Source organism: Paenibacillus sp. PK1-4R (genome assembly GCF_030369595.1).
Classification (GTDB): domain Bacteria; phylum Bacillota; class Bacilli; order Paenibacillales; family Paenibacillaceae; genus Paenibacillus.
In genome coordinates, this window is the sequence record NZ_CP126535.1 from 3,822,996 (window position 1) to 3,844,657 (window position 21,662).

Annotated in this window: 17 protein-coding genes and 1 pseudogene; 9 read left to right on the plus strand and 9 right to left on the minus strand. The window is 37.7% G+C overall.

All coding sequences use genetic code 11. The annotated features are described in order from the left end of the window. The 7 genes from QNO02_RS16525 to QNO02_RS16555 all read left to right on the plus strand — a co-directional run bounded on the left by QNO02_RS16525 (position 1) and on the right by QNO02_RS16555 (position 4,215). Positions 1 to 255, plus strand: a complete 255-nt coding sequence (locus tag QNO02_RS16525; RefSeq protein WP_289389364.1) for a type II toxin-antitoxin system HicB family antitoxin — start codon at positions 1 to 3, stop codon at positions 253 to 255. 500 nt (positions 256 to 755) lie between these two features. After that, positions 756 to 1,148 carry an alpha/beta fold hydrolase gene (locus tag QNO02_RS16530; protein WP_289389365.1) on the plus strand — a complete coding sequence of 131 codons (393 nt, stop codon included), beginning with the start codon at positions 756 to 758 and terminating at the stop codon, positions 1,146 to 1,148. A 721-nt stretch (positions 1,149 to 1,869) separates the two neighbouring features. Then, complete coding sequence (locus QNO02_RS16535) at positions 1,870 to 2,139, plus strand: hypothetical protein (RefSeq protein ID WP_289389366.1); 270 nt, start codon at positions 1,870 to 1,872, stop codon at positions 2,137 to 2,139. A 42-nt stretch (positions 2,140 to 2,181) separates the two neighbouring features. Continuing rightward, a complete protein-coding gene (locus tag QNO02_RS16540) occupies positions 2,182 to 2,451 on the plus strand; it encodes a hypothetical protein (RefSeq protein WP_289389367.1) in 270 nt (89 codons plus the stop codon). A gap of 50 nt (positions 2,452 to 2,501) precedes the next feature. After that, positions 2,502 to 2,663: a hypothetical protein gene (locus QNO02_RS16545; RefSeq protein ID WP_289389368.1), complete on the plus strand. Its 162-nt coding sequence runs from the start codon at positions 2,502 to 2,504 to the stop codon at positions 2,661 to 2,663. After that, on the plus strand, positions 2,653 to 3,054 hold the full coding sequence (locus tag QNO02_RS16550) for an S-layer homology domain-containing protein (RefSeq protein ID WP_289389369.1): 402 nt from the start codon (positions 2,653 to 2,655) through the stop codon (positions 3,052 to 3,054). Before QNO02_RS16545 ends, QNO02_RS16550 begins: the two co-directional genes overlap by 11 nt. Positions 3,055 to 3,252: 198 nt before the next feature. After that, a complete protein-coding gene (locus tag QNO02_RS16555; RefSeq protein WP_289389370.1) occupies positions 3,253 to 4,215 on the plus strand; it encodes a DUF2971 domain-containing protein in 963 nt (320 codons plus the stop codon). Positions 4,216 to 5,019: 804 nt separating this feature from the next. Here QNO02_RS16555 and QNO02_RS16560 read toward each other — a convergent pair. Further along, entirely contained in the window at positions 5,020 to 5,154 is a 135-nt protein-coding gene (locus QNO02_RS16560) for a hypothetical protein (RefSeq protein WP_289389371.1), read from the minus strand. 246 nt (positions 5,155 to 5,400) lie between these two features. On the opposite strand from QNO02_RS16560, the gene QNO02_RS16565 reads away from it, so the two are divergent. Together QNO02_RS16565 and QNO02_RS16570 are read left to right on the plus strand one after the other, a co-directional pair. Further along, a complete protein-coding gene (locus QNO02_RS16565; RefSeq protein ID WP_289389372.1) occupies positions 5,401 to 5,565 on the plus strand; it encodes a hypothetical protein in 165 nt (54 codons plus the stop codon). Between the two features lie 280 nt (positions 5,566 to 5,845). Beyond that, positions 5,846 to 6,433 carry a hypothetical protein gene (locus tag QNO02_RS16570; RefSeq protein ID WP_289389373.1) on the plus strand — a complete coding sequence of 196 codons (588 nt, stop codon included), beginning with the start codon at positions 5,846 to 5,848 and terminating at the stop codon, positions 6,431 to 6,433. A gap of 605 nt (positions 6,434 to 7,038) precedes the next feature. On the opposite strand, the gene xerS is transcribed toward QNO02_RS16570, so the two are convergent. The 8 genes and pseudogenes from xerS to avs1a all read right to left on the minus strand — a co-directional run bounded on the left by xerS (position 7,039) and on the right by avs1a (position 21,509). Beyond that, the gene (xerS, locus tag QNO02_RS16575) at positions 7,039 to 8,109 is read right to left on the minus strand and encodes a tyrosine recombinase XerS (RefSeq protein WP_289389374.1); all 1,071 of its coding nucleotides are present in this window, start codon (positions 8,107 to 8,109) and stop codon (positions 7,039 to 7,041) included. Between the two features lie 234 nt (positions 8,110 to 8,343). Then, on the minus strand, positions 8,344 to 9,534 hold the full coding sequence (locus tag QNO02_RS16580) for an abortive infection system toxin AbiGii family protein (protein ID WP_289389375.1): 1,191 nt from the start codon (positions 9,532 to 9,534) through the stop codon (positions 8,344 to 8,346). Between the two features lie 3 nt (positions 9,535 to 9,537). Beyond that, positions 9,538 to 10,407, minus strand: a complete 870-nt coding sequence (locus tag QNO02_RS16585) for an abortive infection system antitoxin AbiGi family protein (RefSeq protein WP_289389376.1) — start codon at positions 10,405 to 10,407, stop codon at positions 9,538 to 9,540. Between the two features lie 785 nt (positions 10,408 to 11,192). Next, a complete protein-coding gene (locus tag QNO02_RS16590; RefSeq protein ID WP_289389377.1) occupies positions 11,193 to 13,208 on the minus strand; it encodes a zinc-ribbon domain-containing protein in 2,016 nt (671 codons plus the stop codon). Between the two features lie 231 nt (positions 13,209 to 13,439). Continuing rightward, positions 13,440 to 13,607, minus strand: a pseudogene (locus QNO02_RS30405) (hypothetical protein); the annotation flags it as partial. Between the two features lie 525 nt (positions 13,608 to 14,132). Then, on the minus strand, positions 14,133 to 14,372 hold the full coding sequence (gene avs1c / locus QNO02_RS16595) for an AVAST type 1 anti-phage system protein Avs1c (RefSeq protein ID WP_289389378.1): 240 nt from the start codon (positions 14,370 to 14,372) through the stop codon (positions 14,133 to 14,135). A gap of 12 nt (positions 14,373 to 14,384) precedes the next feature. After that, positions 14,385 to 20,282 (minus strand): trypsin-like serine protease, encoded by a 5,898-nt coding sequence (locus tag QNO02_RS16600; protein WP_289389379.1) that lies wholly within the window; start codon positions 20,280 to 20,282, stop codon positions 14,385 to 14,387. Between the two features lie 12 nt (positions 20,283 to 20,294). Next, positions 20,295 to 21,509: an AVAST type 1 anti-phage system MBL fold metallo-hydrolase Avs1a gene (avs1a, locus tag QNO02_RS16605; protein WP_289389380.1), complete on the minus strand. Its 1,215-nt coding sequence runs from the start codon at positions 21,507 to 21,509 to the stop codon at positions 20,295 to 20,297. Positions 21,510 to 21,662: the final 153 nt, after the last annotated feature.

Below are 21,662 nucleotides of genomic sequence, written 5' to 3' on the forward strand. Positions count from 1 at the left end.
ATGATTCGAACCTACCAATACTACGCAATTTTAAACTTTGCAGATGATGGGATTAATGTTACATTTCCCGATCTTCCTGGATGCATTACCTTTGGGCATTCTGTTGAAGAGGCACTACTCATGGCAAAAGAAGCACTTGAATTATTTTTAAATGGAGAACCGATTGAAGATATTCCACTTCCTCAGAAAATAATGCCTCAATTATTAAGCCCTAAAGATAAAGCTTATTTAATTGAAGCGAATATCACAAGTTAGCTGAATATATAATCAAACAAAAATCCAATTGCTTATTCTTTATGCAATTGGATTTTTGTTATTATGTGCATAGAATGTACTCTAGATAGTCATACCAGTGATCAGAACATGGATATTCTTAAAGCCAGAAACAAGACTTGTGATCATGGTGAACTTTTGCAGGAAGTATCAGGTTTTTATTTATATAGAGAAGCGTCTTTAGTATTGTATAAAGGGAACCGATAATTTGGAGGGAGTGACACAAAGTTGCCCACCAGACTGGAGAAGAATGAATGACGACACATATTGTAACAGCTGCTATGTGTCATCACTCGAAAAGAGTACTTTGTGTTGTCGAGGGACAAGAACATGGTCCCATTGAAGTCGCTATTTTAGCGGCTTTTTTATTTTATCGGTACAAGTTCTTGTACCGAGCCGAGGACAAGAACTTGTACCGATTGCCGGAATGGACAAGAACATAGTCCGATTGTCGATTAGGTATATAGCCGGAAGTCATGGCGATGATGACTACACCGGCGCCGAACCCATTTGAGGATGAAGCTGCTTTTGCCAAACGCATCGCCGGCACCGGCTATCCGTTTGAAGAGGACGCTTATCGGGCACTCATTCTGGAGGAAGTCCAGCGAGCCTACGATCCAGGCAGTGTCGGACGGCAAATTGCTGCGATCGCTGTCTCCGGTGACCGGCGTCCGCGGCTGGCGACCATAAAAGTACCAGCACTTGTCATTCATGGGGTGGACGATCCCCTGTTCGTCCCAGCGTGTGGTGAGGACACGGCTTCTACCATCCCAGGCGCCGAGCTAATGTTGGTTGACGGCATGGGACACGACCTGCCGCAACAGCTGTACAAAGTAACCGCTGATGGCATAGAGCGAACGGCTCGTCGCAATTGACACGCGCCTCCTGAATAGTAGCCAGCCGGAGTCCCGATGTGTCCAATGGGGCTGAGTAGGCCCAGGGGAGTAGCGCTAATCAATTTGCACCCTTGGCGCATACGACCCGTGTGGAAGCGGCGGTGCTCTTGGAACTGTTGTAAAAGCAGCTCCATTTCATCAATTAACGGGGCTTCCTAGCAGAGACTCCATTTGAACGTATATGTGGAAACGATCGAATAAGCTCCGGTTTCATGATAACACCGTGAACCGGCGCTTTTTCTGTGGGTATTTTTTCCAAACAGACGATAGATTCAGAAACGAATTATTCAAGTAACGGGAAACGATAGTTAAACATAAAGGGTTCGATATATTACACATGACTAATATGTGGAACTCTTTATTATATCTGAGTTTCCTAAATTTAGCTCTTGATAATCCGTGAAAATAAAGTTGTAGACTGGCAGCCGGCATTAGCCAACGGGCAAAATTCGGGAAGTCGAAAATACTTAGGCCACGTAAACGAGGCAATACGTCAACAATCTATCGTTGGTTCAACGATAGATGAACTCTCTGATCAATACTGTCTTTCAACGATAGTATTAAAAAGATCTTTTATTCAAGAATATAAGTCAATTACTTTGAGAGAAAAAAATGTCTGTGGTATGATATTGATAAAAGGATAAAATTCCCATGAATGATAGCACACCAGGTAAGGTATTAATTGGAAACAAAAATATTAATGGCCAAGACACTCTGGTTATATTATCTCACCAATAGTAACGTCAAAAAAGAAGAACTCCAAATTAAATATACGGAGCTAGAAGAGTTTAGCAAACAGTATTCGGAAGATTCCTTAACTGCTGAAGAGCAGGCTCAATTATTACACTTAGCTCAGTATACTGAATTGTATGAGGAATACCATACAACTCACAGTATTGGCATCATCTCGGCTACGGCAGGCCTCGACATCGAATCGTTCGAAGCGAGCATCGTGGACTCGCAAGGGTAAGAAGTTTCGTACAACAGCGAACTGCATGGCGATACAGTTTTCTTGTTTCCGAATGATGTGCTAGACGGGTACGGTGTCTACACGGTGAAGCTCGATTATACGCTGTATAGAGAGACGCAGCTTGGTAGCAAGACCTGGTCTTTTACGACTGGCAAAGGGCGTACGATTCAGGGCTTATCCTCTCAATATGAAGAATTTATGCTGAATCCGGGAAGCAAGTTGCCGATCGAGATCGTGGCCTCTTACGGCGAAGGTACATATGAACTCCGAAAACGCCGATTGCCTACTCTAGCAGTTCCCCTGCCGGTCTGAAAGTCTCGACGGACGGCACACTCGAAGGGGTTAAGCCCGGCAGTTACAAGGTGACATTCAGCTCCGGGGCAGTACGTGGCACGGTGCCGGTACGAGTATTCGAGCTTCTCAAGAGTAAGAAATATCCCACAACTAATCCGGCCAAGGTCAAAGATATCGCTGGACGCTCAGATCAAGTAGCGATCGAGTGGGCGCTTCGTCATGTCTGCTAATCCTGACGATTCAATTACATTAACCTTTCAGGATATAAAGGATACTGCTTGGTACGCAAGAGAGCTTAATGCAGCTATCGTAAATGGGATAGCAAAAGGTTTTAGTACACTCGAATTTCGTCCAGAGGCTCTTGTAAATCGTGAGCAAGCTGCTAAAATGCTAATCAATGTTTTATTAAGTGAAGGGGTAGCACCTGCAGTAACTGTACAGCAGTTTTCTGATGAATCGGATATTTCAGTATGGGCTTTTGAGGATGTAAAGATGGCTATGGAACAGCAGTTAGTAAAAGGATATCCAGATAATACTTTCAGGCCTAAACAGGGTCTAACACGTGCAGAGGCCGCTACACTGATTTATCGTCTTAGAGAGCATTTTTTGCAAAACGCATGAGGTATGAGAGGAAATGCTAATTATCGCATTTCCTCTTTTTTTGAAGTTTAATTGTTTTGCGTAATGAAAAAGAATTTGACAATATAGATGTCCAGATATAATATATCTTTATGATATTCTCATTGTGATACTATCGAAATTAAGTAATAAGTTTTCAAACGTATGATTCTGGAATATTTCAAAAAATGGAGGTATAACATGACAGATGTACTTTATCACTATTGTGATGTTGAAACTTTTTTAAACATTATACGCAATAAGACAATTAGGTTATCAGATATCACAAAATCAAATGATTACATGGAAGGCAAATGGTTATTCACCCTTGTAGAAGAAGAAGTTCTTCGTCAATATAAAGAGAATCCATTCTTATTGTCTAATAAAGTAATTTATGGTCTTGATGAATTAGATACAATAAAGTATTTGTTAAAATTAACATTGGACAAAATTTTAAAACAAAATGAAATGCTATTTTATGTATCATGTTTTTCTGAAGCAGCTGATAAGCTAAGTCAATGGAGAGGATATGCCGATGATGGAAAGGGACTAGCCATAGGTTTTAATGCTAAAATTTTAAGTGAAATTGCTTCAAAAGAAAATTTATTAAAACTTAAGAAAGTTACATACTCAATAGATACCTTACCTGAGCAAGTATCGAAATATGCACAAAGCTTCTTAGAGAGCATTAATTTTTCTATTTCTAAAAATAAAATGCGTGAGATATACTTTGACGATGATTATATGATGAACTTTTTCCACTATTTAGACACTAAACTACTCATTCAAGAATCGTTATTCTACAAAAATCCTGCTTTTGCGGAAGAAGAAGAATGGAGATTAGTATTGAATGAAGAAGAGAATGAGTTAGATAAATACTCAACTGATTGGGATTATTGGTATTCTACTGCGGATAACAAAAGTGCTCTTACGGGATACTTTGGAGAGGTTTTTCCAGATGGTTTACAATTTAGAAGCTCTAATAGTACTATTTCATCTTACTTGGATCTTAGTTTCAAGGGCTTTGAGAGTGAAATTATTAACAATATATATATCGGACCAAAATCTAATTTAGAAAGAAATGATATTGACCATTTATTGAAGTATTATGGTTATGGAGAAGAAATTGAAGAAATTAACAAATCTGATTCAACCTATAGATAATGTTATGACTCTTGTCGAGGGACAAGAATATGTTCCATTCAAGTCGCTATTATAGCGGCTTTTTTGTTTTAAGGAACCAAGTTCTTGTCCCAAGCTGAGGACAACTGATTTTTCAACAACGGAGTAAGATAAAAAAAGAGGACTAAGCCCTTTTTAATTCTTCCTTGTCCCCAAACAGAGGAGGTTACTGTTCTCACTAAAGTCGCTATTTTAGCGGCTTTTTTTATTTTATCGGTACAAATTCTTGTTGCCATCACCGATTAGATAGACTTAAGAATGAAAAGCGAAATAGGACCTCTCATTTTGCCATTTGTTGTGGCGTGACCGTCTGAGTTAAGGTGGGCTTATTTCAGAATCTTGTGCCTTGTTGATTCATTAGACTTTTAAAATGATTAATTGGAAATTAGAAGTGCAAGCCGTTTAAGTGACGTTTTCCAACGAATCACTGGAAGGATCAAACTTGAATATATAACCGCCTGATTCTCAGTATAGTTAGACTAGGGAGTGTGTTACTTTCTTACTCTTTACTTAATTTCTTTGAATGCCTTAGTAGACAAATTAGCACAGCTCCGTTGTAAAACAAGCCTGACATTCCTTCAAGCGCCATATTGGTGAACGCTACAACACTAAGCTCCTCACTCGAGTTAACAAACCAGGAGTGACCACGGTACTGCCCATCCGCCTCGATCCGGCGATTCAGGTGTATTTGTGTTATGCTGAGTCTTTTAGCTGCGTGAAACCAAGGCCAAAACCTCTCCCCGGAAAATAGATAGGACATAATCAGATTACGAATTTAATTGGTTGTCATTTCTGCGGCTGAGCCATCGACAGAATCGGATTCCCTTCCTGCCGCATAGCTTCCAGCAGTTTAAGAACGTCTTCTACGCTGCCAATCATGCCGGTTCCCCGAAAGGTAAGATGTCTTATCGGTAAAACCATTTTTTCTTCTCTCGATTTTGGGTAAACTGACCTTTGAAGTTGAAGGGTCGGTATCTATTGTTTTAATGTAACATTCAACAGTTATGATGACAGAGTGTCATTTTCACATGAACTATGTTATCCTTTGGGTAAAATTGAGTCACTCTTCATATCGGAGTCAGAAAAAGGTTTCAATTGAAGAGTTTAAAGAAATTCAATCAAGAACTGCTCACCATATTAAATCATCTTTTTTTGGGGGGGATTAAAATGAGTAAAACGAATGAAGAGTTTATTAAACAACAGCGAGTTGACGACCTCCCGAAAGTGAAACTCATGGCTCCTTCGTTAGATGGTGGTCCTGATCGGGAAGTGACTGTTGTTTACCAGCGAAAGGCAAACTATGGAAGGCCGTCATTTCTCAAAGATAAATAAACGCTTTCTAATGAAAAGCCAGCGCTTAAATGCTGGCTTTATTCCTTATAAGTGATAACGAAGTAGCATTTCATGTAGATTTTTGACTCAACCAATTTTATGCGGTTAGCACAATAAACCATATGAAATGAGAAAAATCACGAGGAAGATAGCTACAAGTAGGCACATTTATCCATATATTGAGACCAATTCTGGTACTCACTTCTCTTTACTTTGAATAAAATTTATAAAAGTAGTCAATACCACTCACTAATCTGCTGAAGCAAAGGAGAATAGATTAGTGAGCATAGAAAAAATCCTTTATTTTGTTCAATCATCGAACTATGAGCAAATGCACAGTTCAGGTGCAAAAGTACAATTGCTGAGACAAGCGATTGGTGAATATCAATCATCCCTTGGACTTCAGAGACTTGAGTGGACAAAACAAAATGTTGTTGGCAAATTTATTGCAACTAAAGAGTACGATCTGAAAAATCAGCAATTGTTCGACTTATTTGATAATCATGGTGTTCTATCTAAGGTGGTCCGAATTAAATTAAACAAATTAAATGAGTCAGAGAAATTATTACTTCAAGAATTCTGTATAGCTAGCAACCAATACTTAAGATTTTCTCCGATCAGAGCTGATAGTAGCCACAGAGAAGAGGAACTCTGTGCGTATAAAAAGAACATCACAAACAACAACATATACTGGCTTTTAGATCAATGGAAACATTATAAAAGGATTTACTCTAGCTTTGTTGAACAGTGGGAATCCTTACGTAATCTCGTATCTAAGGAGATGCTACGAATGGACCAGCACAAAGTAACCTTACCTATATGTATTTTGGAGAAAATCTCTACTGAACAAAGAATATTTTTACTGTGACACCGTGTGTAGAACAGTAGATAATGATTCTTTCTATAGAGGACCATTGATCATAAGAGATCACTTAGAATACTTTGCAGACCAAATCGTTAGTCATCAAATGAGAAGTGCAGGGGGGATCAATCAGAACGCATTATTCTGGGTATTAGAAATTTTTATTGATTGGTTGAAAGTTGCAGGAGAAAGAAGTGTAGAAGCAAGTGTACCTCAATGGAACGAAATTGAACAAATAAGAGATAAGCTATAGAAGTTAACGGTAATAAACCTAGTTTCCCAAATGTGAAAATTCTTCATCAAGCTCAATTGAGTTTTATCATCTAGATGAAATTCAATCTGGATCTAAATGGAAATGTCCGCATCAGGATGGGCGTAACAAAGAAGCGATACAATCCATGAAATCTTTTACACCTCAGAAAAATCGCAATGCTCGTTATGAGTAACCCGATGAAGAGAACTTAAAGCTACAAAAGTCAGTTGATAAATATGTGAAAAGATTAAGTTTTTAAAAACCGTTAATTTTCAAATGATGAAAAAAATTATTAGACATTTAGTCAAAATACGGATTTTGTGTAATAGTCTAAGAAAAACCGCATAGCGCCGCGGGTTTATCGATCCATGTTATTTACTGCATTACGCATCTCTTCGTCAGTTAGGTGTGTGTATATCATTGTCGTTTGAATCGATGAATGTCCTAACTGATTCTTTAACCTGGGTACATCGTTATTTTCCAGATGATATCGTGTTGCAAAGGAGTGTCTGAGAGAATGCACTGTTAACGAAGGCTTTCCAAAGGCTGTAGCATACTTTTCAACGAGTTTTTCGATAGATCGTTGTGTCAAACGTCGGCTTTTTCCTTTACGACCTACAGGCGCTGCTACGAACAAATAGTTATCGGATTGTTCTGCTCCATATCTTGTTTCTCTAATACTCAGATAACTTTCTAAATCCACTAATGCCTGCCTGCTAAAGTAAACATATTGTTCTTTATCACCTTTACGTATTACTCGGACTAAAGCTTTATTCATATCTAGATCATCCGTATTAATGCCTGAAACCTCGGATAATCTAAGCCCAGAACCCAATATCAACGAAACAATTGCGGTGTCACGTTCACGGTTAAATTGATGAAACGAAAAGATCCGTTTATTGTCTTTATGCTTTTCACCAAAATCATAGGCTACAAATTGTCTGAACAATTCAAAATCGTCTTCTCTAAGAATTTTTCCTTCAATGCGATTCGCGATAGTTTCCTGGCTTTCTTTTATAGTATTCAAATCCATCTTGGCCATAACATTTCGTTGGATATAAGGCTTTAGGTCGCGAGTTTCAGCCTTATTCTGCAGGTAATCGAACAAAGATTTTAGTGAGGACAATTTCCGATTAATCGTAAGCTTTTTGTTTCCCAACTGATAATCCAGGAATGACATAAAGTTTTCCGCCTCACGAATGGTTAATCGTTCTAATGTTTCTAAATGTATTTCTTTCCGAGTTGATGAAGTTATATCCTCAGTGATAAGCCAATCAAAAAAGATAATGTAATCATGACAATAATTAAGAAGTGTCGTTGGAGATAACTTTCGTTTTTTACTATCGATAAATTCTGTAACGTACCAAGGCAAATCAGATAGTTTATCATCAATTCGTTGCATATAGTGCATTTTCATTTGTTTATCCATATATGTATGCGTACCTCCGTGTTTTTAATATACTCATCTTTATTTATTCGTCAAATTATTATTTTACGTAATTATATTACACCGTGGGTGCTACTGCGACCCCACGTCTTTCAACTTATTATTCATCTAAATCTAAAATTCACTAATTAGTCAGTCCGACCGATCTTATCACGATATGAAAAAATCGACCAATCGAATCTTCACATTAGAGTAAGGCTGCTCACTAAGCTAAAGTTATTTATCTTCTTCAAATATGCTGAACAAATCCCGGGCCTCATGAAGTGCTCTTATGTTCTTTTGAAACTCCAAAGCTTCTTCATACGTCTTAAAGTATCTCATCGATCGAAAGCTCTTCTGATCGGACTTATTTTCAAGTATACATTCCAACTTACCTGGTTCTTTTTTACTAGGAATTATATCTGAAATACGCAAATTATATACGCCCATCACTGCAAACAATTCCAGATCTACACCGAGTAAATTGATATTCTCAGACTGCAAAAATGTAAAACCAGCGGCTTGACTAATTAACCGATCTTTATCAAAATTCTCAGGAGGATCGAATGTAATCGAGGTATACTTAATATTTTCTCTGAATGGCTCTTCCTTAACAAAGGATGAGTACAGTTTCATCAACCAGATGTCTTCCTCATCACTTAGTGGCAAATCTAATGGGAATTGTACACCCAACTTTTTCTCAACACTACTCATCTTGTTCCAGAACGTTAATAGATCATTCAATGTCTCTCTCTCTACGTCGCTAGTTGGAGCTGGAGGTAATTTCAATCCAACAACCTGTCCTTCCCCTTGAATAAATGCCTGATATACGAATAAAACACTTAATAATTCATCGATAGAATCAACTTTTTGCAGATTGAAATTAAATGAAAATCGAAGTGTTTCTGTATCCTCAAGTACTTTCATGGATACCTGCAGACCGTCATTGTCTATATTCTTTAACAACGTTTTATTAAGATCAGCAAGCGGCTGCCTTTGCATAGTTAATGTTCTAGTGTGTCCATTTCCAGAAAACTCAAGTTCATAAGGTGACGGGAATGGCCTTGGTTGAAGAAAGAATTCAGTATTCTTACTTGTAATTAAGGGAGCTAATGCCGCTTCATCTAAAGCTATCTCGATCCCGTTAATTTTCACTGGCACATTTTTATCAATCTTAAGTCCAGTTTGAGTTCTATAGAGAATTTCAAAGAGTTGCCCCGGTTTGTAGATTCTTAGACTTTCAGGGATTTTGATATTCGCAGACATCTGCATCTCCCTACCCTCGCTAGGAACTGCAAAAACGAGGTCTTTAGCTACTCGCTTATATATTAGACCATTAGGCAACCTTTTATTGAGAGACTCAACAATTTCTTTTGGGATGATATGACCATCCGATTTTTTAAATGATTCTTTAAAATTGGAAAACATGTTTCACCAATCCTTCTCTAATTGAGTGAATACCATAATTTTAGAGATTAGAATATATTTTGTGGCATGATCAGTGTGTAATTCATCCATGATGAAATGAATTAGATTATCCCGATCTTCAACTGTATCCACGATTAGATATTCAATCTTTTCATACTCAAATTTCAACCACAGTTCTTCCTTTTGTTCAATGCCGTCTGAGTACGCGTTACATACCACATTATTCAAATTATTCACCAAAACCGATTGTGGAATTATTAAACTCAAATCTGTATCTACATCACTAAATTTCGGGACGAATCTCCATTCCCTCTCATCATGAAAATTCTTAGAAATGTGTTCAAAAGAAGCCCCTCTTTGCTTAGCCATTTCTCCATTTAAGGGTTTGATAAAAAGCAGCTGTGTTGCTAATTGATTATGTAGGATTTCATCCCCAATACCATCACGCATTTGTTCCATAGCATGTTTGAATGCAGTTTTGAAGTCAGACATTAGAGCCGATGAACTATTCATATAACTAATCGGCTGAACACCTTCTTGTATGCCCCACATCTTGCTCATACCAATTCCGTATCGGCCATACCCATCAGAGCTATTAGAGCCTCCCATATGGTACGTTAATTTGTTTAGATGAATATCACAGAAACAAACCATAGGAAATGCCACTTTATCCATTTCTGACAAATCCAAGTAAGCGATATTTTCTTCATAAAATCTCGGAATCATTGCTTTTTTGCTTAATTTACTTTTTAGGTATTCAAGTTTAGGCATGAAATTGAAAAGAACATTTGCACTTTGTCTGTAAGTGTAATTGGCCTGAGTCACCTGTGGAGCTGAGTCCAATAAAATATCACTATACTGTTCAATGGCCATAATAGTCTCCTATAAATTTTGTGTTATATTGCTAACTGAAAGAATCATTTACAATAAAATTATACCTTATGGATTACCAGTACGCATTAATACAAGAAGTCTTTTTACCTCTTGGAGAAAGTTCCCCCCTGGCATTCAATTAAAAATTCTCAAGTATTGTAGAAAACGCGAATTACATTCTCCTGGATGCGTCTCTGGTTTACTGTGCCTTTTGGCCACCCGTCACATTCAATGGTTCCATACAGACCGAACTAGTGAATTTAAGAATGAAGAAATGGAAAAAATGAATGAGCTTCTGAAGACTTTTGGAATCGGCCGTTCACATACTATGAAGGGCTGTCCTATGACAAGCGGTTGCTGAGGTCACCTATAAGTCATGAAAACAGAGTTCATTAACCAGATGAACTACAAGAGCCTATATCAATTGGAACTGGAGCTATGTCCGCAGGCACAGAAAAACCTACTCTCTTTCGAGAACTGGTTTCCTCTGTATACAAAATCAAACCTGAAAAAGTTATTCCTGCAAAACTGCAAGGATCCTATTTCTATGAACAACGCTACCCACGATGATGGATATACTCCGGATGTTTGAGACCTTTATCGCAACATCTAACAGCTGACTTCAATGGGAAATGTTGTTCTTGAATTAAAATACTTCCATTTTCGCGAGGATTGAGCCCGAGAAGACTGTCAATGCTAATGCGTTGCCTCATTTTCTGTTTTGTAGCTCCTAAACCTGCTTTTTTTACAACAAGCTGGTCAGTAACGAAATGAGATAAATCCAACTATTTAACACACCTAGGACACCATTTTCCTTGTTGTATGTTATTTGGCTTAGCTTCCCACTCGTGCCCATGAACACATTTCCACATTAGCTTGGTGTGTGCATTAATATATTCCGTAGATAAACATTTTCCATTTCTTTTTCTAGCTAGTTCAATCATATCCTCGATGGACTTTCTCTGCTTAATTGAAATTTCGTTTCTTCTACATGTCGGGCACCAAGATCCTTGCTGAATGTTATTAGGATTGGCGAACCATTCATGACCTTCTTTACATTTCCAACGTAATTTTGTTTGACTGTTTACGTAGGTATCGGATATACATATTCCATCATTTTTCTCCGCTAGCCTCTTCATATCTCTAATATTATTTTTTCTATACATACCAGAATTTTTCGAAGAGCATGTAGGGCACCAACTTCCGCTTTTCACACTATAGGGTGTAGACTCCCATTGGTGGCCCACCTTACATTCCCACCTAAGTTTAGTGTCAACATTATAATAAATTCGAGATAGGCATCTTCCTTCTCTTTGTTGAGCTAATTCTTTTAACATTTCTAGTTTGTTAATGGTTTTACGTTGTTTTTGGTCTTTCTTACACTGAGGACACCATCTTCCTCTTTGGACATAATTAGGAGACGACTCCCATTGATGTCCATAATCACATTTCCAAAGTAATTTCCTGTCAATCCCACTATATATTTCAGAAAGACATTCCCCACCATATTTTGCTGCAATTTGTTTCATGTCATTTATTGTTTTTGAATTGCATGATGGACACCACGAACCTTGCTGAATACTTCTAGTAACTGCTTCCCACTGGTGTCCCATATGACATTCCCATAATAATGGTGTTGTATTATTACTATATTGGGTGGACAGGCACTTACCATTCTTACTTTCGGCCAATAAATGCATATCTTTAATGGTAATCAATCTACCAGAACATCTAGGACACCATGCTCCATTTGAAATACTTAAAGGTGTTGCATCCCATACATGACCACTTTCACACTTCCATGTTAACTTTGTACTGTTATTTGTATATGAGTCTGATAAGCATTCCCCTCCTTTTTTTTGTGCGAGTATTTTCATATCTTCGATAGTTCTCCCTCGACCTAAGCACTGGGGACACCATGAGCCTTTTCTTATGTAATATGGAGAGGCCTCCCACACATGTCCTTCTGAACATTCCCAACTTAATTTCTCATCACTCCCATTGTACTCATTCGAAAGACAAATCCCATTTTTCAAACCAGCTAGAGTATGTAACTCATCTAATGGATTAAACCCTTTATAAAAACTGCTCCAATCTAAGTCAGTATCCAAAGCATCATATCCTAATTCCCATAATTTCTTCTGAAGAAACTCTACTTTATCCGTATCACTTTCAACATTATATGGAATCACTATAAGATGTATAGCTTTCTCCTTACAAAGCTTTTCCTTTTTTAGATCTCTTAACTGTTGTTCAAGAAAAAGTTCCTCGCTTTGATTGTGAAAATAAGGGGTATATGAATAGTGTTGTCTTCCGTGGTACTCAAAAGCCAATCTAAGCTCCTCATTGTATCCATCAAGTTCATAACCGTTTCCAAATTCTCTCCTCGTTTTAAGAAACTTTTTGTGTGTCAGTGACTCCAAAATAAATCTGCACTTCTCTTCATTAAAGAATACTGAATTATTATTGCATTTTGGACACCAACTGCCCTTTTCAATTGAATAAGGTGTAGATATAAAATCATGCCCTTTAGTGCATTTCCATAAAAGTGGATAATCAACATTAATGTACTTTTTAGAAAGAAGTTTCCCTCCTCTCTTACCTGCTAATTGTTTCATATCTTTAATTGATTTTTTATTGTTTCCAGCACAAACGGGACACCAAGATTTTTTGTTTAAAACACTATTTGGAGTTGCATCCCATACATGACCTTCTTTGCATTGCCATTTTAGCTTTCTAGTCATTGTAAAAAATTGAGTGGATAGGCACTTACCGTTACGCTCCTTTGCAAAAGCCTGCATATCCACTAAACTCTTATTTCTACCCGCACATGTGGGGCACCATTTTCCCGAGTATATATTACTAGGGTATGCTTCCCACTGATGCCCCTTAGAACATTCCCATACTAGCTTTGAATTCATATTTGAGTATTCGCTGGATATACATCTACCATGATTTCGTTCTGCCATAACTTGCATGTCTTGAATTGTTTTCCTTTTAGAGTTGGCATTCTTGGTATGAGCACACGATGGACACCATTTTCCTCTTTTAATATTATTCGGGGTCGCTTTCCATACATAACCACAATTACATCTCCACTTAAGTTTCGTATTACTATTGGTATATTCAATGGATAAGCATAACCCTTCTCTCTTTATAGCCAAATCTTTCATTTCTTGTATCGATCCTTTAGCCACCATCTTATCACCTTTCTCTTCATCATCATTATTCCGAAAAACAAACTGAAGTAACCCAAATTTAATTGATTTGAAGGGTTCAGGCTTGATGATCGTTTATTGGTAAACTATGAATTATAAAGCCTCAATTTAAAGTAAAGTCTTCATGGTGGCTTAACTCTAATGGTTTCTACTTGTTATATGATAAAAGATAGATATATTTTATATTTCAAGTATATTATATAGACTGAAAATTGTGATGATTGTTATGTATAAAATTCGCGACTTTGTTGAACTTATGAAAACAGGCACACATCTAATCGGCAATCGGACTATATTCTTATCCCTCGACATGTAAGGCTAAGTCTACTTTACTTACTAAAATGGGCCTAAATCGGCTCTTATTGACGTATGAGAGCAAAAGAAAAAGCACCTCCAATAGGTGCTTTTATAAACTATCATACCTGCGGGTTTATCGATATTGCTGGGAGAGATAACCGACAAAGCCGAAAGCCTGACTATTCAATAGTCAGGCTTAAAGTGATGTAGCTACAATTCCCACTGACTCATGTTTGCCATCATATTTACATGAAGCCGAGCTACCTCATCGACACTTAAAAAGTCAATACGATTATTCGGTAGCAGCCTTACCTTTCGAAGCCCATCAATCGATTTATCAACATTAGGCGTAAAACGCATTTTATCGTTCCGAAGAAGTTCTGCAGCTATGAAAAAATTTCTCTCGAATTCCCGTCTATTTCTGGGTGTTTCCATTTGTTCAAAGTTCATTGGAATTCCCTCCTAGTCAAAAGAGTAAATCATTTTGAAATCACGGTCAATGATAAATGATCTATTGAAATCATATTTTACAAGCCACACCAATCTCCAAGGTGTTAAACTTAATTGCTTTACCGCTTCTTTTGATACGAGTAAACGGCATCCTTCCCTAAGAGGCATCCCAATCCGATCGACATCCCAATCTCTACCTTCCAACCAACTTTCTCTAATTACATCTTGTTCCCTAATTTCACCTAAAACCTCCACTAAGTAAGGATGAAGAAATGCCGGGGTCATACTACCACCAGACAACTTAGTTTTCGGCTCAACTTTATATACTGCGGGGCCATAAATATGGGAATCAGTAGTGGGTGTGTTTTGAAAATTAGGCTGTTCATTCGAAAAAAAGGACTGGTACACATCATCCAGATTGAAAGGACTTTGGAAAGCATCTTGCCCTACAAGGAAACCAATAATCTCTATCAGTTTAAATCGACCTTCTTCTAGACAAAATACTGTCTCTAAATAATGCAGGTAATCATAGGCACCCTCATGCGTACAATTCTCTGCATGATCCCCTTTGCCTGAGATTAAGTCATTGACTGACGAAATTAGACTTGGTTTACTCGTTAGTCGTACTCCTTCGTTAGGAAAGTGTGGATTGTATATACGCAAATGATTAGCCACCCGAGTCAACTGTTCTTTACCCACTTTCTTAGACAGTAGCTTGTTTATTCCTTTCCGAACAACCATTTCAAGTCGTTCAAATTCCTGATTAGACCTATAACTTCTTGTTACATAAATATCGGCTCTCATGAAATCTTCAACACTGAGAGGAAGGCACATTTCTGATACGTACTGCGTTAATTCTTGATAATCGTTCTTAACAAGTACTCCTATTTGTTCCAAAGGTTCGAGAATTTCATGAAAATGACTTAACCAGTATGGCGTTTCTACTCCTTTGTTGAAATCAAATAGTCTCTTTGGGATTTCATTTAGGAAACTCTCCGATAATATTGTATAAAAATCATTCGCATTAGTAGTATTCTTCCCAGCAAGTTTGACGATTTCCATAAAAGTATGTTTGACCATGAAATGATCAAGTTCGACGATGCGTTCTTGATTCTCTTTTATCTGAAGATATTCCCAAACCAAACTAGCGTCCTCTATCGCTAAGCTGTGCAAAATACCAGCGCAGATTTCAGGAGAGAGGCTAGTGTCATTAGATAAACTTTTATTGATAAGCATTGGTACAAAGAAGCTTGGATCTGTTCTTACAAGCCCCTTCATTATCTCTGGTGCACGATATTCAATAGTGCTTTTAGGATGGTTGAACAACCAAATGAATAAATCTGTCAACAGTACGTTGTTGGATACATCCTGAGATTCTTGTTCGAACCATTCATATTTCTCAATGTAAGCATCCGGGGTTCTTAACATGAAACGAATGTGCTCTAGTACAGAATGAAATACTGAACTAGCATCAGAGCTATCCAATTTTTCCCCGATAGAAGTAATAAGTTTATTTACAATCACCCAATCACTAGCATGAATTTCGTCCAAAATCAAACTACATAGTGATTTAACAAACTCTTCGGTCGAACTTAAGCCAGATAGCATCTCAAAAGCTTCAACAACTTCTGCTCCTGATCTGCTTGTCCATATATCCCACCCTCCGAACTGAACTTTTTTCAACCCCTCGATAAAATGTTGCTTTGCTAGATCAAAATTCTCTATATCAAGTTGATCCTTAGCTAACAGCATTTGCTTATCAAGTTCTGTCAGTGAACTTCTTCTTCCGAATGTACCAGGAAGATATAATCCATCATTCTCGTCATCAGCATAAGCTTTGTCTGAAATATCTATATCTTGTGTTGCTCTACGAGTCCAATCAGAGTCACCCTCATCTGCTTCCAAACGCATACCAGCTTTTTGGAGTAAGGAAATTAGATGATTGTAATTACTATCTGACAAATCTCTCTTCAAATACGATAACAGTCTCTTTCGATTATCAGGTGACATATCAGATATCATAATTCTAAGCAATCGACGATAGAGTACCGGAAGTTCATCAGAACCGATTGTTTCCCGTTCATTTAGCAAATCTGCCATAATTTTTGTGTACCGATCAAAATAACGATCATCCCCGATCATGTACAATTCACAGAATGCCCACTTCAATAAACCTTTCACATTTGGAGCATTTTCGAGAATTTCTAAAATACAACTTTGTTCATCCAGCCCTCCAGCGCCGAAAATATATCCTTTCCCAGTCTCTGGAGTATCAATTTGGTCTTCTTCCGTCAATTGAAGAACCTTTTCGGGTAAAGGAAGGACAGAATTTTTAAAGTATTCGACTGCTTGTGTGACTCTCCCCATAGTACATAAGTTTCCGATAAAAGCTTCTTTGACTTGACGAACATAACGTTGAAACGTAATTTCTCCGGATGCAAAATCGTAATGTCCAGCAATTTCTTTTAAGTGGTTCGACATTTCACCCGAACTTTGTAAATAGGTGATGCCCGTTTCTAGAAGTGTGAGTTGATCTTCCTTATACCATGTAGGTCCCATTGAAGTATCCAACATGTGCTGGAATGCTGCTTTGGAACGAGGTTCACTTCCTATTCTTGCATAAATTTCTGCTATCTGAAGTAAATCCTTTGATCTATCCCAACGATTTTGCACCCCAAGAATAATGTGGTCTTCCAACATTTTTAACAACCTAAATGTACTTTTGACATACTTTTTACTTTTAATCATTTCTTTTATAATTGAGTACATTGCCTGACGGAAACCTTCGGTATATAAACCTAGTTGATCTAAGGAGTGGGACTCAATGACCTCAACAAATTGAGGTAATTTATCAACACAATATTTTATATAAAAGGAGGCAATTTCATTGAATACAAACGGGTAAAATTCTTCTGGCAAAGCATAACTTCGATCCCATTTTACTCTCTCCTTAAGAGAAACAATTAACTTAGGCAACAAATATTGCTCTACCACCGTTGCCACGTTATTGATCGAATCATCCTGTTTAGCAGATTTACCTTTCCACGCTTTTCCCAAAACATAGCCAACAAGCGAAACGAGTTCTTCAAAATATAGCTCCCAATTAGAAGTACCATAGTTCAATATCGATGGATAGTTATCCCCTTCGTCTATAAATCCTTTGTACCTCCATGCATCTAAATAATTTGTAATCGACTCGTAATCAAAATCAACTCCATTAGATTCCCGTATTGAAAATTTAGTCTCCTTTAGATCCATTTGCTCATCAATCAACTGGGCAACGATATCCACCTCGAAATCCACATCAGTTAATGCAGTAAGTATTAAATATCTGTCATCCTCGTCAATACCGTATTGCTTTATTACATATTTAATATCTTGGATAAATTCGATATATTGAGAGTTCTCCACCGAGGAATCTCCCCATGCCTGAAATCCCTCCAAATGAATAAGCATTTTACATAATAAAGTTGAAATTCCATGTCCAAAAGCGGTCTCCTGTTCATAATGCTGGATTGAGATGTACATGCCTCTTTTCCAAAGCAAATATGCCCTATTAAAGGCAACGATATCTTCGATTAGCCTTGAATCCTCGTCAACAGATTCGCTCTGTTTTAAGAGTACAATGAGACGCTGAATGTGATTGGAGAATTCATACACTGGGTTTTGGGAAGTCATTTCAGACTTTATAGTCAATGCAGCATAGTACGTGATTATGGTTATATTTGGTACTGATCCCCGTTCCAGTTCGTTTACAAATTTCAAACGAATTGCTCTAAAAAGTTGCTCAGCTTCGTCTATTGCTCCAGCTTCATTTAGTCGGTGTAAAAAAAAGATTGCATTCACGCCTGAGACAATTAGAACCGATTCACGGATAATATAACGAATAGCATCCTTTGGCCTACCCATTGCAATTAAGGTACTAGCCAGTTCAGCCGCATATCTGGCAAAAATATCATTATATCTAAAGCTGATACGTTGAGATAAGAGTAGAATACTAATAACTGTGCTAATATTCCCGCCAGTAATAGCAGCATTCAAGACTTGTTTTAAATCTTCTAATATAATATCTGGTTCTACATGTACTGTAGCGCACCTATCCGCCCACTCCTGATTACAGTAAAACACACTCTCTTTTCTCATCTCTTCGTCAGCGTTTAACATGTGAAAAAGAATGTTTTTTACTGCATATGAACACTCAGGATGATCAATACAGAATTGCGAAATGGCTCTATGAACTCGTTCTTGTATCTCAATTGTTCTTTCATTAATGTACATAGCGAAAGAAGAATGGTACATAGAAATGGTTTCATCGTTAACCAATAGATGTTGTACTTTAGGAAATACAGTAAAGAAGTCGAACCTAGCTTCGACAGGGAGCATTAGCTCCAATGATGCTCTATCAATACCGCTGCGCAATCTTGAAACAGTAGCCAAAATCCAAATTTCATGTTGATGTTTTCTAACTGTTTGCCAGATTGATTCGTAGTAATTCCCTATCTCGCCATCAAATACAGGCACATCTCGGATCCAACTTTCAATTTTATTGACATCATCTAACTGCTTCACATATTCAACCAAGTAACGTAAATAAAGTGGATGGCCTTCGGACTTCTCAGAAATGGAATCAACTAATGCGAAGGGAAGTTCCAGTCCAACTGTTCTAGTTAAAATGTAGTCTCTACACTGCTTTATTTCAAATGGTACTACTTTGATTACTCTATTTGGTGAACACTGTACCTGAAGGTGGGGAGGAAGGACTTCTTCTGTTTGACAGGAAATAATCACCACGATATTTTCAGGTAACCTTTCTGGTATTAAACTAAAAAATTCTGTGGTCTTGCCCAGTTGGTGAACATCATCAACTCCATCAATTAAGAAAACACCAATCTGATTTTTTTTCACGTAGTGCGCGGATAATTTATGCAGTCCGTCGCTGAGATGGGCAATCCATTCATGTAAAAGCCGATCTCTCTTTTCCGGTACAGTATTGTAGAGAATACGATGTATGTTCGCATCTAACCATTCTGCAAAAGTAAATTCAGACGCCCGATATGAAACTGGGGTATTACCCAAATCATTTCTAACGAAGTACTTTCCACAAATATCAATTTCCTCTGACTCAGGAATATAAGTTGCGTTAAATGTGGTTTTCCCAGAGCCAGGGCTCCCTTTCATCAATAAAAAACCGTGTTGAGCTTCAATAATATGTTGTTCCAAATCTTCAAATACAGGACGGTTAAGAAGAGCTTCTTTTGCGACTTCACTCAACCCTTCAGGAAGCTCATTCGATTCAGGGGCTATCTCATATGAAATTCCATTTATTTCTAGAAACCCGCTTATTTTTCCGATACTAATTGCACCTAGAGAGCCTTCGAGCTGTCTAAGAACAACACCCTGTACAACTCCATTAATAATGACCGGAGACCCAGACAAAGCTTCGGTACCATCATCATCATCGTAACCGATTTCATCATTCGGTGATAAATCCAGATCCCAAATTAATGCTTCATTCTGAATTCGAGCTCGATTTACAAGCCCACTAATCTTTTCCCCTGCAGTCAATTTAGCCTTCGGATAACCAAAAGTTTCCCAAGGGCTATTGTAACGAATTGGAGCACTAACAAGTTTCAAACCCTGTACGTCATCAAGAGGCTCGAGTAATTCGAGGAGGGCAATGTCCAAAGTATCATCTAGATCAATAACTTTGGCTTTCACTGAGAATTCCTTATCATTCAAATATGGAATCTCTATTGTGACTCCTTCATTTGGGTCGTGGGCATGCCCTGCAATAACATGTTCAGCCGTTAGCAGCCAACGGTCACTGATTAGAAACGCGGTGCCACGCTCACTACATGCATCACATAAAACACGTACTATCTTTTTCTCAATCTGAGAGAAATGTACCATACAAAAACCACCCTAAATTTCAATTATTTGTCCTTCTGATGCAATCCGAACTTCGTAATTATACTTTTGTTTCCGCTGTTCATCATCCATGTAATTCGAGGCAGGGGTTTCATAGTTAAAGATCAAATTTCTCTTCTCTTTGCTCTCTCTGCACACGATCCTAGCAAGTGTAATTAAATCAGGGTGATGGAACTTTACTCCATTTGTTGACACGAAAAAGTTTGCAGAATCAATGAGGTTAAGTAAACCTGGACTTGTGTTACTACTTGACCCATGATGCGAGATTTTTACTGCGTCAAACCAGATCATTTCTCCTCCATACAGAGATTTAAGTTCTTGCTCAATAATACTAGGATGAGAATCGCCCAGAAACAGAATTTTTTTCTCCTTAAATTGTAAAACAAACGCGATTGAGCTTCCGTTAGTAGCTCTTGTATCCTCCGTGAAGGGTGTTCTCAACAATTCCTCTAGATCTATTGGGGACGAAGAGATTTCCTTTTCTTGATTGACTACAGCCTGTGCTTTCTCCCTAGATACAAGAAATTCGAATGCGTCATCAAAAAAAGCGTCATCAGTGATCTCCTTCCTATATCCCAGTTTATATAATTTTCTCTTCCAATATTTCTCTAGTTCTTTCAGTTGATTAAGTCTAGGGGAAAGTAAGGTAATCATCACATCGCTGTTGAGATGAATTTCACTTCGATTCTCGACGCATACTGCTTGTCCGGCAAAATCAATGTTCCACGAGTATCCCCCCTGAAGTATCAAACTAGCGAGCGAAGAACCCTGTTTTGCACTAATTGGTTTTTCTTTATTTTCTGTTTTTTTAACTTCGCTTGGATATCCTTGTGCCTTAACCTCTTCGAGGAGCTTTTTCTCTCTCATTCCTAGTACTTGCGAGGAAGAACTCTTTTCCCACTGAAGATGTCTAAAGCTGTTATGCCAAACTTTATCAATAGGGACGATTTTAGAGGTTTGTTCATTTTCCTCTAATAGCTTCAGTGCTCCCGATAAGTGATCAGCATCGATATGGGTAATCACGAGCAGTGCTAAACGTTCGCCACTTTCATTAAGAAATAACAATCTATCCCGAATACATTCTTCATAAGTTGATATAAAGCCTGTATCAATCAAAAGGTTTGTTTTTTCCTTTTCTCCATTTCTACATGAAATAAGAAAACTGTCTCCGTAAGAGGCTGGAAACATTTCAATATCAATGCAACGCATTCTTTCATCTCCATTTAATTTGGTATTTTAATGACCTCTGAATTATACTGCCTTAAAATTAAACTACTATCTACTTTGTGTAGATTGATTTTAACATGGAAGTCGATGACTAAAGTCATTTCTGAAGACTGAAGATCTCCTGATCGTCCTTAA

Excerpts from the sequence above, each read along its gene's own strand:
- QNO02_RS16525 (WP_289389364.1), top strand. The coding sequence starts at position 1 with ATGATTCGAACCTACCAATACTACGCAATTTTAAACTTTGCAGATGAT.
- QNO02_RS16530 (WP_289389365.1), top strand. The coding sequence starts at position 756 with ATGATGACTACACCGGCGCCGAACCCATTTGAGGATGAAGCTGCTTTT.
- QNO02_RS16535 (WP_289389366.1), top strand. The coding sequence starts at position 1,870 with ATGGCCAAGACACTCTGGTTATATTATCTCACCAATAGTAACGTCAAA.
- QNO02_RS16550 (WP_289389369.1), top strand. The coding sequence starts at position 2,653 with ATGTCTGCTAATCCTGACGATTCAATTACATTAACCTTTCAGGATATA.
- QNO02_RS16555 (WP_289389370.1), top strand. The coding sequence starts at position 3,253 with ATGACAGATGTACTTTATCACTATTGTGATGTTGAAACTTTTTTAAAC.
- QNO02_RS16560 (WP_289389371.1), bottom strand. The coding sequence starts at position 5,154 with ATGGTTTTACCGATAAGACATCTTACCTTTCGGGGAACCGGCATGATT.
- QNO02_RS16565 (WP_289389372.1), top strand. The coding sequence starts at position 5,401 with ATGAGTAAAACGAATGAAGAGTTTATTAAACAACAGCGAGTTGACGAC.
- xerS (WP_289389374.1), bottom strand. The coding sequence starts at position 8,109 with ATGGATAAACAAATGAAAATGCACTATATGCAACGAATTGATGATAAA.
- QNO02_RS16580 (WP_289389375.1), bottom strand. The coding sequence starts at position 9,534 with ATGTTTTCCAATTTTAAAGAATCATTTAAAAAATCGGATGGTCATATC.
- QNO02_RS16585 (WP_289389376.1), bottom strand. The coding sequence starts at position 10,407 with ATGGCCATTGAACAGTATAGTGATATTTTATTGGACTCAGCTCCACAG.
- QNO02_RS16590 (WP_289389377.1), bottom strand. The coding sequence starts at position 13,208 with ATGCAGGCTTTTGCAAAGGAGCGTAACGGTAAGTGCCTATCCACTCAA.
- avs1c (WP_289389378.1), bottom strand. The coding sequence starts at position 14,372 with ATGAACTTTGAACAAATGGAAACACCCAGAAATAGACGGGAATTCGAG.
- QNO02_RS16600 (WP_289389379.1), bottom strand. The coding sequence starts at position 20,282 with ATGGTACATTTCTCTCAGATTGAGAAAAAGATAGTACGTGTTTTATGT.
- avs1a (WP_289389380.1), bottom strand. The coding sequence starts at position 21,509 with ATGCGTTGCATTGATATTGAAATGTTTCCAGCCTCTTACGGAGACAGT.